Genomic DNA, 14,015 nt, shown 5'->3' with positions numbered 1-14,015 from the left:
GGGTCAGTATCAACGAAGAGATTCGACGGGCCCGCCGTGGAGGGTTTCGCTACGCTACGGGCACTCGCCCGACCAGCGCTCCTCCTCGGGGATCACGGGCACGTCGACCGAGACGTCCGAGCCGTAGTCGTGGAATCGCGTCGTCATCGTCGCGGTCGCCGTGTTCCCGTCCTGGGACACTTCGAACCGGACGCGCGTCTCGCGCGGCCGGTCCGTCTCCTCGTCGATCCAGACCCGCACTTCGGCGTTCTCGACGGTGGGGCCGCCGAGCAGCGACCGCGACCGGCGCTCCTGATATCGCGTCAGCGCCTCGGTCGTGGGTTCGCCGACGAGGAGGACGGTCTCCTCGCCGTCGAGGGTCTCTGTCCCGTTGTAGTACAGGGATCCGGATTCGAGCAGGGAGAGCTGCCGGTCGGCGGGGGTCAGCGTCGACCAGTCGTCGGCATCGCGCTCCGTGACGGCCCACATGTCCATCATCCCGCCGCACTCCTGGTACCGCGTCCGGTTGTGCAGGTACGACTCGACGACCTCGCCGTCGCGCTCGGCGAAGCCGTGCATCCGCTGAGCGGCCGCGTCGACGGTGCCGTTCAGTCGCACGTCGACGCGTTCGGTCCGGTCGTCGACGGTCGCGACGACGGAGAGGTCGCCGTCGAACCGGTAGGTCTCGGTGTCGTTGACCGCGTCCCTGGCGTCCGCGAGCGCGGACTCGGCGCGCTCGTCGCGGGTGTGATCCGGCCCGAGCAGCGAACAGCCGGCCAGGAGGACGCAGACAGCAATCGCGAGGTGGAGGGCTGGACGACGCATGGCTGGCCGATCCGCGGCCGCCGACAAATGTCTTGGGTGGCCGTCACTCCACACGTCCGCCGGCGAAACGGCCCTCGTAGACGGTCCGACCGGCGAGTCGAATTTCCTCTGCACCCTCGAATCGCCCGAGATCGCCGTTCGTTCGGCACTCGTACGTGAACTCGCCGCGCTCGAAGTCGGGGCCGCGAAACGGGTCGGACGCGGAGACGCGTTCGAGCGCGTCACGGAGGAAGTCTTAGACCTCGTCGGTGTCGGCGTCGTCGGTCGTGAGATACCCGTCGTAGTGCATCCCCCAGACGGGGTCGTCCCGGTAGGTCACCGCTTCGGCGCCGAGGAAGTCCCGGCCGCCGACGTAGCGGTCGACGTACCGCCAGTCGCCGCGCTCGTACTCGATCACCCGCTGTCCGTCGCCGGTCTCGGCGGCCTCGGTGGTCGCGTATCCGTTCGCGTGAGCGTCGACGACGAACGCGCGGAGTTCGTCGGTCTCCATGGTGGCGGTCGGGGACGGCAGCGAGAAAAGCATGTGTGCCGGCGGGGCCGCGGGCGACGGATCCCCGCCCGTCTTCGGTGCCTTTTACGCCTCTCCAGCCGTCGGTCCGCGTATGTCAGACGAGGACTATCGCACGGAGGAGGACAGCCTCGGCGAGATGCAGGTTCCGGCAGACGCCTACTGGGGCGCTCAGACCCAGCGCGCGATCGGGAACTTCCCGATCAGCGAGGAGACGTTCGGACGCCGGTTCGTCCGCGCGCTCGGGGTCGTGAAGAAGGCCGCCGCGCAGGCCAACCGCGATCTGGGACTCCTCGACGAGGAGACGGCGGGCCACATCGTCGACGCGGCCGACGAGGTCATCGCCGGCGAGCACGACGACCAGTTCCCCGTCGACGTGTTCCAGACCGGGTCGGGCACCTCCTCGAACATGAACGCCAACGAGGTCATCTCGAACCGCGCGACCGAACTCGCGGGGGGCGAGATCGGCTCCCGCGAGATCCACCCCAATGACCACGTCAACTACGGCCAGTCGTCCAACGACGTGATCCCGACCGCGATGCACGTCGCCAGTCTCGAAGCGGTCGAGAACGACGTGCTCCCCGCGCTGGAGACACTCGCCAACGCGCTCGCCGACAAGGAGGCCGAGTTCGACGACGTGGTCAAGACGGGCCGCACGCACCTCCAGGACGCGACGCCGATCACCCTCGGACAGGAGTTCTCGGGCTATCGCACCCAGATCGAGAAGGGCGTCGAGCGCGTCGAGAGCGTCACCGACCACCTGAGCGAACTCGCCCTCGGTGGGACCGCCGTCGGCACGGGCCTCAACACCCACCCCGAGTTCCCCTCCAAAGCCGCCGAGTACATCAGCGAGGAGACGGGCATCGAGTTCCGCGAGGCCGACAACCACTTCGAGGCCCAGGCCGCCCACGACGCGATGTCCGAGGCCCACGGCGCCCTGCGCACCGTCGCCGGCAGCCTGAACAAGATCGCCAACGACCTGCGCCTGCTCGCCTCCGGCCCCCGGAACGGCCTCGGCGAGATCGATCAGCCCGAGAACCAGCCCGGCTCGTCGATCATGCCCGGGAAGATCAACCCGGTCGTCGCCGAAGCGGTGAACCAGGTCCACAAGCAGGTCGTCGGCAACGACGCCGCGGTCTCCGCGGGCGCCGCCGAGGGCCAGATCGATCTCAACCTGTACAAGCCGATTCTCGCGAACAACTTCCTGCAGTCCGCCCGACTGATCGCAAACGGGAGCGAGGTGTTCGCCGAGAAGTTCGTCGCGAAACTCGAAGCCGACGAGGAGCACTGCGAGGAGCGCGTCCAGCAGTCGATGGCGCTCGCGACCGCGCTCAATCCCGCCATCGGCTACGACAAGGCCAGCAAGGTCGCCAAGCAGGCCATGGCCGAAGACAAGACGATCAGGGAGGTCGTCGTCGCCGAGGGCTACCTCAGCGAGGAGGAGGCCGACGAGGTGCTCGACCCGCGGAAGATGACCGAGCGGGTCATTCTGGGCGACGAATAGGGAGGCGCGAGCGCCTCCTGAATACGAGCGGCGACTGCGAGGAGCCGCGAGTAGGGAGGTGCGAGCGGAGCGAGAATCTCGGGAAACCGAACGGCGAACGCAGCGAGCCGTGAGTAGGGAGGTCCGAGTGGAGCGACCCCCTCCTAAATACGAGCCCGGTTCGGACTTTTTCGACCGGTCAGTTCTCTTCGGCGTACCACTCGGGCGGGTCGACGGTCGTCTCGCCGACGCGCTCGTAGGCGAAGGCGTAGCGGACGCGGCGTGACTGGCCCGCCGCGTGGACGGTGTAGGAGACGTCGAGCGACCGGACGAACCCTGCGGGCGAGACGACGGCCGTGACGGCGTACCCGCTCACGCGGTCGTCGTCGGCGCGAGACCAGTTGTGCGCGACGACCTCGTAGTGGCGTCGGTCGTCGACGGTCACCGCGGCGACCGCCGCGGACTCGACGTCGAGGTATCGCTCGATGGCCCCGGCGGCGCTCAGGCCGATATGGGGGTGGCCGTTCGGGTCGATCGGGTGGCGCCGTTCGCGTTCGTAGTCCCGCCGGCCGACGTGGCGGTAGCGGACGAACCGGTCGGTGCCGTCGGCGTACTCCGAGTAGTCGGCCACGGTGGTCGTCCCGGAGCGGAGGCGGACGCGCTCGTCACCGGCCCGGACGTGATAGACCGACTGCGACTCGATCTGTGCGACCGTTCGGTTGAATAGCGGCACGGACCCGTTCGGACCGGTGGTCGACCCGCGGCGCTCGCGCCAGACGTACGAGCGGTTCGCGGTCGCCGCGCGGTGGGCCGCGACCAGCGCGTCGAGGTCGGCCACCGAATTGCCCGTGAGTCCGGGCGCGACGCCCCACCGCTCGGGCGTCGGCGTGACCTCCGGGATCGGCGCCGGCGTGAGCGTGTCCGTCGCGGCGTCCGGGCGCTCGTCGGCGCCGACCAGCGAGCCGCAGCCGGCGGTGACGACGACCGCGAGCGCGAGGAGGAGGCGCCACCGCATCGGCGGGAATACGGGTTCGGCCGGCAAAAACCGTCGCATCGAACGGACTGTTCTGTATCGCGTGTGAGTGGAGTAGTGGTTTCTGTGCGGAGTAGTGTGGGAGGAAGGTGAACGGACGCGAGCGCTACTGACAGCAGGCGATGAAAGCCCTCGACCCGCTCGCTAGAAGTTACAGTGACCGCGGACGGCAGCAGGCGATGAAAGCCCTCGACCCGCTCGCGCTGTCTGTGCGGGATATCCTCGGTCGCTGGCGCTCCCTCGGATAGGGCCCGCACAGACAGCGCGACCTGGTCTCGCCCTTTCAGTCCACCAGGACGACCGCAACAGCACTGCGCCTCACGCCTCCCCAGCCGATTCCCTCGCTCGCTACGCTCGCTCAGTCATCCCTCGCGCGATGCTGTCGCGGGATGAAACCCGCGACAGCGCGCGCCACCGCGATTGGTCACTCCGTAGGCTGAACTGAACACCTGCAAGACGGTGCGCGGAGGTGAGCCAGTGACGAGGGCAGGGAGCGATCCGGCGGTGTCGTCCCATGCGCGGCGACCGAAGGGTGTGTTTTTTGCCCGACGCCCTCGCAGACCAGATCAATGAGCGACGCCGACTACGACTACGAGGACCTGGGGCTGGTGGCGGGGCTTGAGATCCACCAGCAGCTGGACACGGCGCACAAGCTGTTCTGTCCGTGCCCGACCGAACTCCGGGAGCCGGAAGATGCCGAGCGGACGTTCTCGCGGTACCTCCACCCGACCAAGAGCGAACTCGGGGAGATCGACGATGCCGCCCTCGAAGAGAGCATGGTCGACCGCGAGTTCGAGTACCTCGCCTACGACACAACCTGTCTCGTCGAGGAGGACGACGAACCGCCCCACCGCGTCGACCGCGAGGCGATGGACGTGACGATGGAGATCGCCCAGTTGCTCGACGCGACGGTGGCGGATCAGGTCCACGTCATGCGGAAGATCGTCGTCGACGGGTCGAACACCACGGGGTTCCAGCGGACGATGCGCGTCGCCGGCGAGGGCGCCATCGAGACGGACGAGGGCACGGTCGGGATCGAGGACCTGATGCTCGAAGAGGAGTCCGCCCAGCGCGTCGAGGAGACCGATGCGGGCGTGCGCTACTCGCTCGATCGACTGGGCATCCCGCTCGTCGAGATCGGGACGAAACCCGACATCCGCTCGCCGGAGCAGGCCCGCGACGCCGCCGAGCGCATCGGGATGCTCCTGCGCTCGACGGGGCAGGTCAAGCGCGGCCTGGGGACCATCCGCCAAGACGTCAACGTCTCCATCGCCGAGGGCGCCCGCGTCGAGATCAAGGGCGTCCAGAGCCTCGACGACATCGACGACATCGTCCGCAACGAGGTGCGCCGGCAGGTCGAACTGCTGGAGATCGCCGACGAACTGCAGGCGCGCGACGCGTCTATCGGCGACCCCCAGGACGTGACCGAGGTCTTCGCGGACACCGACTCCGGCGTCATCGGCGGCGCGCTCTCCGGCGGTGGCAAAGTCATGGCCGTCCGCCTCGGCGGGTTCGACGGCCTCGTCGGTCGGGAGATCCAGCCCGACCGCCGCCTGGGGACCGAGTTCTCGGACCACGCCAAGCGCCACGGCGCCGGCGGCATCTTCCACACGGACGAACTGCCGGCCTACGGCGTGACGGAAGCGGAAGTCGACGCGCTCCGCGACGCGGTCGACGCCGGTGCCGAGGACGCGGTCGCGCTCGTCGCCGACGACCCGGAGACGGCCGATCTGGCCATCGACGCGGTGGTCGAGCGAGCGGGCGACGCTCTCGAACTGGTGCCCGAGGAGACCCGCGACGCCACGGAGGAGGGGACGACCCGCTACCTGCGGCCGCTGCCGGGCGCGGCGCGGATGTACCCCGAGACGGACGTGCCGCCCGTCGAACCCGACCCCACCGAGGTCGACCGGCCGGAACTGCTGACCGAGAAGGTCGAGCGCTATCAGGCGGAGTACGACCTCGACTCGGGGCTGGCCGAACAGGTCGCCTACGGCGAGTACATGCCGCTGTTCGAGGCGGTCGTCGCCGACGGAATCGACCCGACGCTGGCGGCCACGACGTTCGAGTCGACGCTGACGGAACTGCGCCGCGACGACGTGGCCGTCGAGAACCTGACCGACGACCACCTCGCGGACGCGCTCGCGCTGGTCGACGACGGCGAGGTGCCCCAGGAGGGGCTCGACGACCTCCTGCGAGCGCTCGCGGCCGACCCCGACCTGACCGCCGCGGAAGCGGTCGAGCAGCAGGACCTGGGCGGCGTCGGCGAGGACGAAGTCCGGGAAGCGGTCGTGACGGTCGTCGAGCGCAACGCCGAGCAGGTCGAGACCGAGGGGATGGGCGCCTTCTCCGGGCTGATGGGCGAGTGCATGGGCGAACTCCGCGGGAAGGCCGACGGCGACACGGTCAGCAGCGTCCTCCGCGAGGAGATACAGGAGCGAGCGGGGTAGGATGAGGGCGACCCGGCGACGCGGCGCGAGTGCGCTCGTCGCGACGCTGCTGCTGGCGGTCGCGACCGTGACGCTGGCGTCGGTCCCGCCGCGGCCGCTCCGGAGCGTCGTGACCCTCGTCCACGCGCTCGGACTACGCGTCGCGACCGACTGGCTGGCCGTCGTCGCGCTGTTGAGCCTCGGCGAGCGGGTGGCAACCGGTGAGGAGTCGATCACCCGCGCGACCGTCCGACGACTCGCGCTCGCGGTGTTCGTCGGCGGCGTCGCCATCGAGGCGTCACCGCTCGTCAGGTTAGTCGCCGAACCGTCGGCGGTGACGACCACCGTCCTCGTCGAAGAAGTCGCGGGCGCCCTGCAGGAGGGGCTGTTCGCCGCCGGGCTCTTCGTCGGGACCGCTGCGGGCGGCGCGGCCCTCCGAGACGCGCTCGGCGACAGGGCCGGCGGCGGACTCCCGCTCGCACCGAGCGAGCGGCGGCTCCCCCGGGTCAGTCCGCGGGCCGTCGGTCGCGTGGCGCGGGTGATGGGTGTCGCCGCCGGGCTCTGGTTCGGGATCGAGGTGGCCTCCAGGCTGGCGCTTGGAGTGCCGTACTTCTGGCTCGCCGTCGGCGAATCGGCCGTCGGGGGGCTGGGCGGGGCCGTCGACTACGGCGTCCTCATCGTCGCGTTCCTCGCGCTCGCGGTCGACGGCGCGGACGCCCGGTCGGTCGTCGGCGGAGCAGCCGCCGTCTGGCTTGTGCTCGTCGTCCTCGGCATCGCTGTCGGCGTGCTCAGCGCGGGGCTCGGCGTCGTGCTCGTCGGCGCGACCGCGACGCCGATGGGCGCCGTCGAGGCCGCGGGGATGGGACTGTGGCCGGCGCCCGACTCGTGGGCGCAACTGCTCGCGACCGGGACCTTCCTCGCCGGCGCGGCCGGGCTCTGGGTCGTCCAGCGGACGGTCCCGGAACGAGGCGGACCCGAGCCCAGCGCCGCGGTCGACGACTCCGGGGCCCCGCGATGAAATCGGGCGCTCACGCCGCGATCTCGCTGGTCGTCGGCCTCGTCGCCGTCGCGGTCACGACGCCCCCGATCCCCGCGTGGGCCGTCGTCGCGATCGCGGTCGCCGTCGGCGTCGGCATCGACTTCGACCACTTCTTCCTCGCGTGGTACAACGCGGGCGACCTCGGCCCCGTCCGCCGCTGTCTCCGCGACCCGCGGATCGTCGTCTTCGATCAGGACGCGATCTTCGAGGAGGGGACCGTCGGGGCGCTGAACCGCCTGTTGAGCCACGTCGTCATCGGCGGGGTCGCGGTGCCCGCGCTGTGGCTGTGGCGGCCGTACCTCGCCGGCATCGTCGGCGCCTCGCTGTACGCCCACCTGCTCGCCGATCTGGTCTCGACCACGCGCCACGGCGTGGTCGTCCAGGAGGCAGCCGAGCACGTGACAGCCGCGGGCGCGAACCCGGCGAACGACGAGGACGTGGCCGGATCGGCGGACGTGGGGGCGACGTCCGTGGACGAAGACGACTGACGGAGCAGGCACCGACGCCGCGGTACGGGTCGGAACCACCGAAACGACTACGCCCTGTCCGTCGGACCGGTCGAGCATGACGGATCCCGAAGCGGCCGCGGAGGCGTTCGGCGCCCTCGCGGACCCGACGCGGGTGACGATCCTCCGCGAGTTCGCCGCGGCGATGCGGGAACGGGACCACGACTCTCCGGGGATCGTCCCGGAACTGCCGTTCTCGGAGATTTACGAACGCGTCGACGTCGACTCGACCTCACAACTGTCGTACCACCTGGAACGGCTGGACGGCACCTACCTCCGGAGCACCGACGACGGCTGGCAGTTTACCACAGCCGGCGATGCGGTCGTCCGCCTGTACCTGTCCGACGCGTACGCAGACGACGCGGCGTTCGACCCCGTCCCGGTCGACGAGCCCTGCCCGTACTGCGGGGCCGAGTCACTCCGGGTCGCCGTCGAGGGCCTCGTGCTGTACCGCGAGTGCGACGACTGCGGCGAGCGGACGGGGACGATGCCCGTCACGCCGGCACAGGTCCACGGCCGCGACGCGCAGTCCCTCCTCGCAAGCGCGGAGGCCCGGATGGTCACCTACTTCTGGCGGTTCCGGGAGGGCGTCTGCCCCGAGTGCGGCAGCGCGGCCGACTGCTGGGTTCGAGACGTTTCGGCGGAGCCGATCCCGGGCGAGTCGATCGGCGTCGCCGAGTGCGAGCAGTGCTGGCGGGGGTTGAACGGCCCACTTCCAATCTGGCTGGCGACCCACCCGGCAACGGTCGCATTTCACTGGGATCACGGCGTCGACGCCCTCTCGCTCAGCGTCGGCGACCTGCTCGACAGGCGAGAGCGCGGCGACTGGCAGACCGACCGCGTCGGCGACGAGTACGCGGTGACCTACCGCCTCGACGACGAGCGCCTCCGTCTGCGGGCCGACGAGGAGCTGTCGGTCCTGCGCACCGAACGCATCCGCCGCGGCCCGGACCGCGAAGCCTGACCTATCAGGTTCCGTTCTCAACGACTGTTGACCGGACGCCGACGAGTCGACCGCAGCGAGTGAGACCCCCGCCGCGCACGCCGGGTGCGGGTCAAGACCTCTTTTGCTCGAGATCGAACATATATTCGATATTTGATAATACTTACGTACGAGCCCCGACGAGGTGGACGCGAGACGACGATGGTCGAACGCACGTCATCCCCTGCCCCGCTCGCCGCTCCTCCGACCGCCGGTCGCGGACCCCACTGTCCGGGAACCCCGACTGATAGTCCGCGGAGGGGCGTCGACTGATGGACGAGTACCAGCCCGGCGTCGTCGACGGCCGTAACTCCGGCACTGACGGACGCCGTCTCGGTCGGCTACTCCTGCTCGTCGGGAGTCCGATTCTCCTCGCTGCGGCGTTCGCGGCGCATCCCCACGGCGGCGCCGATCTGGTCGCGGCTGGCGACGCGACTGCCGACTGGTGGTTCCGGTATCATCTAGTGTTGCTTCCCCTCCTCGGGCTCCTCGGGGTCTGTCTGTTCGTTCTCCTCGCGGACTTCGACGGGACGACGGCCACCGTGGGACGGGCCGGGACCGCCGTGTACGGCGTCTGTTACGTCGCGTTCGAGGCGATCGCGGGTATCGCGGTGGGCATCGTCCTCCACGAGGGGGAGGCGTTCTCCGGCGTCCAGCAAGAGGCCGCGACCGCTATCGCGGAGGGAATAGGTACGAACCCGGCGGTCGTCGCCCTCGCACTGATCGGGACGGCCGGGGGACTCGTGGCGGTGATCGCCGTGGGCATCCTGTACCGGCGGGCCGGTGCGCCGCTCGCGCCCGTGTTCCTTCTGGGCGGCGCCCCCCTCGCGATGGTCGGTCACGGGGGCGGACACGTAGACGTCGTCGGTACGCTACTGTTCCTCGTCGGCGTCGCCTGGCTGGAGTTGCGCTGGAGCGGGCCCGACGGGGAGGCCGCGGAAACGGCTCCGTAGACACGGTGTCGCCTTCAGTTCTCGTCGTCCGACCGCTCGACCGCTCGCGTCGCCCGGCGGAAGATGCCGCGGAGCGTCGTCGCCTCGCGCCCGGTCGGGTGCGCGCGGCCGACCAGCCGCCGCCAGAGCCGCTGGGCCTTCGGCCGCTTCTCCGCTGGGTGATCGATCGCTTCCAGGAAGTCGCCGAACTGGTCGTTGAGCCCCTCGACCGCCCGCTCCTCGGCGCGCTGGTGGCGCTCGTCGGGGTGCTGGGTCTCGACGACGGTCAGGTCGCGGAGTTCGTAGAGGACGACGGTGGCCGCCTGGCCGAGGTTGAGGACGGGGTAGTCGGCGGCGGCGGGGATCGAGCAGACCTCGTCGAGGCGGGCGAGTTCGTCGTTGGTGAGGCCGACCCGCTCGCGCCCGAAGACGATGCAGGTGTCGGTCTCGACGCCGCGCAGACTGTCGGCGAGTTCGGCGGGCGTCCGGAAGGGGTAGCGCGTGTGGCTCCGCTCGTCCTCGTTCGTCACCGCGGTGCAGCCGACGGTGTGGAAGTTCTCGACGAGGGAGTCGAAGGTGACTTCGCGGGCGTTCGGGAGGATGTCCTCGCGGGCCTGCCCGGCGAAGCCATAGGCCTCACCCTCGGGATCGAGCTCCGGTGGGTCGACCAGCAGGAGGTCGGAGAGGCCGAAGTTCTTCATCGACCGCGCGATGGTGCCGACGTTGCCGGGCGTCTCGGCGTCGACGATAGCGACGGTGATCGAGGGACCGCCGGCGGCGGGGTCTGTGTCGTCGTCCGCGGGGCGCCGGGCTGCTTCGTCGGTCATCACTCGAAGTCCAGGTCGGTCAGGTCGAGGTCGAGCGCGTCGAGTTCCTCGTCGTCCATCTCCTCGATCTCCTCTTCCAGCCCCGGGAGCTCGTCGTCGGGGTCGGGCGCCTCGGGGACGCCGTCTGGGTCCTCCTCGACGTGTTCGAGCTCGAAGTCCTCGGGCGAGCGGCCGCCGTCGGCGAACCAGTCGTGGAACTGCGCCTGGAGCTCGCGCTCGCCGGCGAAGCGCTTGCCGCCCTCTTCCTGGAACCAGTAGACGAAGTCGGCCTCGTGGTCGTCGCAGAGGAGGACCTCGCCGAGGGGTTCGCCGTAGATAGCCTGTGCGGGGTTGCAGCGCTGGATCTCCTCGTCGCCGTAGACCAGATAGCAGCAGTCACAGGGTTCGCCCATCATCGCGGAGAGGCGGACGATCTGCTCGCGCGTCTCGGCGTCCATGTTTCCGAGCGGCCGGATCCGGCCGTCGGCGTCGAACACCGCGTCCTCGTCGAATCGCCAGCCCCGGAGACCGATCGATACCTTGCTCATGCCGGCGGGTAGACGACGAGCCGACAAAAAGCGCCCGTGTTGGCGCTCGCGCGACGGGCCGACGATGGTCACGCCCGGCAGGCGATTTATGGTAGTACGTCACTTGGTAACACATATGGTCAGTTTCGTCGTCTTCCTGGCGCTGGTGGTCGCCGCGGGGTTGGCGCTCGGCGCGGTGGCGATGGGGGCGTGGCTCGCGTTCGGTCGGCTGGCGGCGCGTGCGCCGCGGGATCGCGAGGTGTTGCCGTCGCACTACGCCAGTTTAGTCAGCGCGACACCGTCGAAGTACCCGGGATACTGCCCGAACTGCGGGACCACCAACGACCCGGAGTACAGCGTCTGCAAGAACTGCTCGTCGAAGCTGCCGGAGCCGCGCTCCGCGCGTACGGCGGAGGCGCCGAACAGCTTCCTGAAGCAGTGACCGCGTCGCGGCGCGGACCAGTCGCCGCGTCGGTGAACGGGGCGGAGGGGTCCCGACCGGCCGGGACCGGTTGACGCATCGCACCGTTTTTGCGGGTTCAGTTCTCAGAGGCGCGCATGCAGAACGTCACCGCCGCGGGTCTGGGGATCGGCGACGATTACCCGCCACGGCTCATGGGCGTCCTCAACGTCAGCGAGGAGTCGCCCTACGATCCGAGCGTCTTCGACGACTCCGGCGAGGCCGCGGCGTACGTCGACGACGAACTGATCGGCGAGGGAGCCGACATCGTCGACGTCGGCCTGGAGTCGGCCAACAAGCGCTTCGACGTGCTCTCGGCCGACCAGGAACTCGCCCGGCTCGACACCGCCGTCGAGACGCTGCACTCGACCTCCGGTGACGCGGTCTGGAGTATCGAGACGCGCTACGCCGAGGTGGCGGAGGCGGCGCTGGACCGCGGGTTCGACATGGTCAACGACATCGCCGGCTTCGCCGACCCGGAGATGCCGGAGGTCTGTCGCGACTACGACGTGGCGGTCGCGAAGATGGCGAGTCCGCCCGACTTGACGAAACCCGGCGCCGTGCGGGCGACGCCGTGGGCCGAGCGCCACTCGGAAGAATGGGCCGAGCGGGCCGACTACGTCGATCAGGTGTACGAGGCGCTGAAACAGAACGGCCTGACCGACAAGACCATCGTCGACCCGGCGTTCGGCGGGTGGGCGGAGGACCAGACCCTGGAGGACGACCGCGAGACGTTCCGGCGGTTGCGGGAGTTCCGTGGCCTCGACCGGCCGATGCTCGTCTCGATCAACCGGAAGAACTTCCTGCGGTCGATCGCCGACCGCGCGACCGAGGAGGCCCTGCCGGTGAGCCTCGCGGCCACGTCGATGGCCGTCGAGCGGGGCGCGCACGTGATCCGAACACACGACGTGGCAGAGACGCGCGACGCCGCCCTCGTCGGCGACGCGTTCGCCCGGGAGCGCAAACGGAGCGGCCCCGGGTTCCGCGGCGGTTCGGGTCGGGGCGCCGACGGCGGTCTCACCGTCGAGGAACTGGACGTGACGACCCCGGCCGAGGCGGCCCGGCACTTCGAGCGGGCGGGCGTCGCCGACGCGGATCCGACGGCGGCCGTGAGCCGGGTGTACGCCGTCGGCGGACTGGACGAGTCGACCCGCGAACGCCTGCGATCGGTCGCCAGCGCGGCGGAGTGTCGGTTCCTGACCGCCGACGGGGGCGACGAGGGGTTTTTATGCGGAACGACGGCGGCACTGGCGGCGATGGCGGACAGAACGGACGTGCCACGTCCGCTCGCCGGGACGCTGCCGGGCGGCGGGGGCGAAAAGAGGTGAGAAAACTTATACCGGATGCGCCAAAACGAGTGGGTGAAGGCCGAAAGGGCACCTGGGTAGGGGTACCTTGTCCGTGCCACTTCGGCTAATCCGGTTTATTGGTGACCAACGTTCGTAGCGACAGCTATGGAATTTCACGACTGGGAACCCGTCTACGCGGCGATTCTGTCCGATATGGGGTTAGACCGCACCGCCGACGAACGGGCTCGCGACCTGCTCGCCGACCTCGTCAGCGACGGCGATCCCCCCGGTGGGCGAGCGTCTGACGGAGGCGCGGGCGCGTCAGACGCTGGCGCTGACGGGTCGAACAGCGACGCGGACGCGTCAGACACGAGCGGTGCTGCCGCCCCGGACGCGAACGGCGTCGACGTGCGGCCGCTCGAACCAGCTGACCTCGATTATTCCCGTGAGACGGTCGCTGTCGTCGGTGCGGGCCCCTCTCTCGACAACGAACTGGACCGCGTCGACGCGGCCGAGAGCGTCGTCGCAGCCTCTGACGCCGCGACGCGGCTCCGGGAAGCCGGTCTGGCGGTGGACTGCATGGTGACCGACCTCGACGAGGAGAGCGACGTGGCCCGCGAGTTGACGCGGGAGGGGACGCCCGTCGTCGTCCACGCCCACGGCGACAACCAACCGGCGCTCCGCGAGCGGGTGCCGCGGTTGGCGGTCGAGTACGTGCTCCCGACGACCCAGGCCGCCCCTATCGGACCGATCCACAACACCGGTGGGTTCACGGACGGCGACCGCGCCGCGTTCCTGGCCGACCACTGCGGCGCCGCCGAACTGGTCTTCGCCGGCTGGGACTTCGACGACCCGGACGTCGGACCGATCAAGCGCCGGAAACTCGTCTGGGCCGAGCGACTGCTGCGGTGGCTGGAACTCCGCCGCGGGGAGCGCTTCGACGTGCTCGACGGTCGACGCAACGGGATCGACGAGTCGACTCTCCCTGTCTGAACTCGTTCCGTCGGCGGAGGGCGGCCGCGTGTGGTCGGGCGGTAGCGGTCCGCAAACTCCCCCGGAGCCGCGCTCGGGGCCCGATCGCGGAGAACTCGTTTGTAGCCGCGGCTACATTGTAAGAATAGGAATACCAGAAACGCCGCCACGGACGTCTCGTGCTCTCACTGGATGCTCCGAGTCGTGGACGCCCGCTGGCGATTACCGAGTTATCCGAGATCTCGCGC

13 protein-coding genes and 1 pseudogene are annotated in these 14,015 nt (G+C 69.9%); 9 read left to right on the top strand and 5 right to left on the bottom strand.

Going from position 1 to position 14,015, the window contains the following annotated elements; translation table 11 throughout:
* Window positions 1-54 precede the first annotated feature (54 nt).
* Both ACMGFH_RS12615 and ACMGFH_RS12610 read right to left on the bottom strand, forming a co-directional pair.
* Entirely contained in the window at window positions 55-804 is a 750-nt protein-coding gene (locus tag ACMGFH_RS12615) for a hypothetical protein (RefSeq protein ID WP_415378797.1), read from the bottom strand.
* Window positions 805-847: 43 nt separating this feature from the next.
* A pseudogene (locus ACMGFH_RS12610) lies at window positions 848-1,294 on the bottom strand (DUF5680 domain-containing protein).
* A 112-nt stretch (window positions 1,295-1,406) separates the two neighbouring features.
* On the opposite strand from ACMGFH_RS12610, the gene ACMGFH_RS12605 reads away from it, so the two are divergent.
* Complete coding sequence (locus ACMGFH_RS12605) at window positions 1,407-2,816, top strand: class II fumarate hydratase (RefSeq protein ID WP_415378796.1); 1,410 nt, start codon at window positions 1,407-1,409, stop codon at window positions 2,814-2,816.
* A gap of 178 nt (window positions 2,817-2,994) precedes the next feature.
* Here ACMGFH_RS12605 and ACMGFH_RS12600 read toward each other — a convergent pair whose 3' ends face one another.
* Window positions 2,995-3,810: a hypothetical protein gene (locus tag ACMGFH_RS12600; protein WP_415378795.1), complete on the bottom strand. Its 816-nt coding sequence runs from the start codon at window positions 3,808-3,810 to the stop codon at window positions 2,995-2,997.
* Between the two features lie 587 nt (window positions 3,811-4,397).
* Between ACMGFH_RS12600 and gatE the strand changes: the two genes are divergently transcribed.
* The 5 genes from gatE to ACMGFH_RS12575 all read left to right on the top strand — a co-directional run bounded on the left by gatE (window position 4,398) and on the right by ACMGFH_RS12575 (window position 9,734).
* On the top strand, window positions 4,398-6,275 hold the full coding sequence (gene gatE / locus ACMGFH_RS12595) for a Glu-tRNA(Gln) amidotransferase subunit GatE (RefSeq protein WP_415378794.1): 1,878 nt from the start codon (window positions 4,398-4,400) through the stop codon (window positions 6,273-6,275).
* 1 nt (window position 6,276) lies between these two features.
* On the top strand, window positions 6,277-7,272 hold the full coding sequence (locus tag ACMGFH_RS12590) for a hypothetical protein (RefSeq protein WP_415378793.1): 996 nt from the start codon (window positions 6,277-6,279) through the stop codon (window positions 7,270-7,272).
* The gene (locus ACMGFH_RS12585) at window positions 7,269-7,781 is read left to right on the top strand and encodes a hypothetical protein (RefSeq protein ID WP_415378792.1); all 513 of its coding nucleotides are present in this window, start codon (window positions 7,269-7,271) and stop codon (window positions 7,779-7,781) included. The genes ACMGFH_RS12590 and ACMGFH_RS12585 overlap by 4 nt, the downstream gene beginning before the upstream one ends.
* 76 nt (window positions 7,782-7,857) lie before the next feature.
* A complete protein-coding gene (locus ACMGFH_RS12580) occupies window positions 7,858-8,763 on the top strand; it encodes a hypothetical protein (RefSeq protein ID WP_415378791.1) in 906 nt (301 codons plus the stop codon).
* Between the two features lie 290 nt (window positions 8,764-9,053).
* Entirely contained in the window at window positions 9,054-9,734 is a 681-nt protein-coding gene (locus ACMGFH_RS12575) for a hypothetical protein (RefSeq protein WP_415378790.1), read from the top strand.
* Between the two features lie 14 nt (window positions 9,735-9,748).
* Here ACMGFH_RS12575 and ACMGFH_RS12570 read toward each other — a convergent pair whose 3' ends face one another.
* A complete protein-coding gene (locus ACMGFH_RS12570) occupies window positions 9,749-10,540 on the bottom strand; it encodes an RNA methyltransferase (protein ID WP_415378789.1) in 792 nt (263 codons plus the stop codon).
* Window positions 10,540-11,067 (bottom strand): hypothetical protein, encoded by a 528-nt coding sequence (locus tag ACMGFH_RS12565; protein ID WP_415378788.1) that lies wholly within the window; start codon window positions 11,065-11,067, stop codon window positions 10,540-10,542. Before ACMGFH_RS12565 ends, ACMGFH_RS12570 begins: the two co-directional genes overlap by 1 nt.
* A 115-nt stretch (window positions 11,068-11,182) precedes the next feature.
* On the opposite strand from ACMGFH_RS12565, the gene ACMGFH_RS12560 reads away from it, so the two are divergent.
* From ACMGFH_RS12560 to ACMGFH_RS12550, 3 genes are all read left to right on the top strand, one after another.
* Window positions 11,183-11,488: a zinc ribbon domain-containing protein gene (locus ACMGFH_RS12560; RefSeq protein ID WP_415378787.1), complete on the top strand. Its 306-nt coding sequence runs from the start codon at window positions 11,183-11,185 to the stop codon at window positions 11,486-11,488.
* 116 nt (window positions 11,489-11,604) lie between these two features.
* On the top strand, window positions 11,605-12,834 hold the full coding sequence (gene folP, locus ACMGFH_RS12555) for a dihydropteroate synthase (RefSeq protein ID WP_415378786.1): 1,230 nt from the start codon (window positions 11,605-11,607) through the stop codon (window positions 12,832-12,834).
* 126 nt (window positions 12,835-12,960) lie between these two features.
* Window positions 12,961-13,788 carry a 6-hydroxymethylpterin diphosphokinase MptE-like protein gene (locus ACMGFH_RS12550; protein ID WP_415378785.1) on the top strand — a complete coding sequence of 276 codons (828 nt, stop codon included), beginning with the start codon at window positions 12,961-12,963 and terminating at the stop codon, window positions 13,786-13,788.
* The last annotated feature ends 227 nt before the right edge of the window (window positions 13,789-14,015 follow it).

The organism is Halosimplex rarum (assembly GCF_047715405.1).
In the GTDB taxonomy this organism is placed as follows: Archaea; Halobacteriota; Halobacteria; order Halobacteriales; family Haloarculaceae; genus Halosimplex; species Halosimplex rarum.
This window is presented reverse-complemented; position numbering and strand designations above follow the sequence as displayed.